Origin of the sequence: Streptomyces sp. NPDC057654, assembly GCF_042800135.1 — a bacterium.
GTDB lineage: Bacteria > Actinomycetota > Actinomycetes > Streptomycetales > Streptomycetaceae > Streptomyces.
This window is the reverse complement of record NZ_JBHVHQ010001121.1, coordinates 1-2,300: the sequence shown is the minus strand read 5'-3', so window position 1 is coordinate 2,300 and position 2,300 is coordinate 1. Positions and strand designations below refer to the sequence as shown.

Below are 2,300 nucleotides of genomic sequence, written 5' to 3'. Positions count from 1 at the left end.
GGTTGGAGGGAAGATTCACGCCCCACGCGGTGTTCAACCGATCAAGGATGTACCCCCGCGTACGCCGGGAACTTGTACGGCGTACGCTGTACCGGTGCTGATTCGCGGCAGGTCGGGTGGAAAGTGTCGCCGCCCGCCGCCGAGGAGCTGTCCGGGGGGCGGACGGGCCTGCGGCGTGTCCGAAATAGGATGTTCTGGGTCGGCAGTGTAGAACGGGAGATGTGACGGCAATGGCTATGGGAACTCTCCGGATAAAAGGCGCAGCAGCCGCCCCCGGTCCGGGCAGTCCTCGGTGAGCGCCGCGACGGACGCGCATGAGCGGGCCGTACTCGGCAAGGCAGCCTCCGAGAACTTCCCCGTGGCGCCCTTCTTCGTGCCGCGCGCCTGGCGCGCCGACCTCATGGCGGTCTACGGCTACGCCCGCCTCGTCGACGACATCGGCGACGGCGACCTCGCCCCCGGCGGCCGGGACGCCGAACTGCTCGGCCTCACCCGCGACCGCGCCGACGACCGGCTCGCGATGCTCGACGCCCTGGAGAGCGACCTCGCCCGCGTCTTCGACCGCCACGGCCCCGCCCCGCGCCACCCCCTGCTGCGCGCGCTCGGCCCCACCGTGCACCGGCGCGGGCTCGCCCCCGACCCCTTCCGCGGCCTGATCGAGGCCAACCGCCAGGACCAGCACGTGCGCCGCTATGCCACGTACGGCGAACTCCTCGCCTACTGCGAGCTGTCCGCCAACCCCGTGGGCCGCCTCGTGCTCGGCATCACCGGCACCGCAAGCCCCGAGCGGATCCGCCGCTCGGACGCGGTCTGCACCGCCTTGCAGATCGTCGAACACCTGCAGGACGTCGCCGAGGACCTCGCGCGCGACCGCATCTATCTCCCGGCCGAGGACATGGCGCGATTCGGCGTCACCGAGTCCGACCTCGCCGCTCCGAGCGGCGGCGCGGCAGTGCGCGCACTGGTCGCGTTCGAGGCGCAACGCGCCGGGGAGCTGCTGAATGAAGGCACCCCCCTGGTGGGTAGCGTCCACGGCAGGCTGAAGCTGTTGCTCGCGGGATTCGTGGCCGGGGGGAGAGCCGCGCTGAACGCGGTCGCCGCCGCCGGGCACGATGTTCTCCCTGGACCTCCCAAGCCCACCAAGCTCAGCCTGCTGCGCGAGGTGGGGGCGACACTGCGAAGAGAGGGGTGAGCGGGACCGTGAACGGATCGCCGCACGCGTCCGCGCCGGTACTCGCCGCGTACAGCTATTGCGAGGCCGTCACCGGGCAGCAGGCCCGTAACTTCGCCTACGGCATCAGACTGCTGCCGACCGAGAAGCGGCACGCGATGTCCGCGCTGTACGCGTTCTCCCGGCGCGTGGACGACATCGGCGACGGGACGCTGGAGCCCGCCGCCAAACACGCCCGGCTGGAGGAGACCCGCGCGCTGCTCGGCCGCGTCAAGGACGGCGCGGTCGCCGAGGACGACACCGACCCGGTGGCCGTCGCGCTCGCGGACGCCGCCCGCCGCTTCGACCTCCCGCTCGGCGGGCTCGACGAGCTCATCGACGGGGTGCTGATGGATGTGCGCGGGGAGACCTACGAGACCTGGGACGACCTGAAGATCTACTGCCGCTGCGTGGCCGGGGCCATCGGCCGGCTGTCGCTGGGCGTGTTCGGCACCGTGCCCGGCGCTCGTGGCGCCGAGCGCGCTCCCGAGTACGCCGATACGCTCGGGCTTGCTCTGCAACTGACCAATATTCTTAGAGATGTGCACGAAGATGCGGGCAACGGACGCACATATCTGCCCGCTGACGACCTGGCCAAGTTCGGGTGCGCCGCCGGGTTCCACTCCTCGACGCCCCCGGCCGGATCGGACTTCACCGGCCTCGTGCACTTCGAGGTACGGCGGGCCCGAGCTCTCTTCGCGGAGGGGTTCCAACTGCTGCCCATGCTCGACCGGCGCAGCGGCGCGTGCGTCGCCGCCATGGCCGGGATCTACCGCAGACTGCTCGACCGCATCGCCCGCGACCCCGCGGCCGTCCTGCGCGGCCGCGTATCTCTGCCCGGACACGAGAAGGCGTACGTCGCCGTGCGCGGCCTCTCCGGTCTCGACGCCCGCACCGTCTCCCGGCACACCGCCAGGGGGCGCGCTTGATGGCCCGTACGACCCACGTGGACACGTGGTCCAAGCGGTATGCAACCCTCCGCCGGACTGACGCGTCCCTGACTTCATCAGCCGAGGGGGTGGGCGCATGACGCCACGCACAACGGCCCGGCCCGACCGGCACAGTGCGCGAACGGAGGGCCGCCCCGACG

General features: G+C 71.6%; 2 protein-coding genes. Both read left to right on the top strand.

Features of this window, described 5'->3' with window-relative positions:
- The first annotated feature begins 292 nt into the window (after nt 1-292).
- Nucleotides 293-1,192, top strand: a complete 900-nt coding sequence (gene hpnC / locus ACFU99_RS41150; protein ID WP_384403174.1) for a squalene synthase HpnC — start codon at nt 293-295, stop codon at nt 1,190-1,192.
- Complete coding sequence (hpnD, locus tag ACFU99_RS41145) at nt 1,189-2,139, top strand: presqualene diphosphate synthase HpnD (protein WP_384403171.1); 951 nt, start codon at nt 1,189-1,191, stop codon at nt 2,137-2,139. Before hpnC ends, hpnD begins: the two co-directional genes overlap by 4 nt.
- Nucleotides 2,140-2,300: the final 161 nt, after the last annotated feature.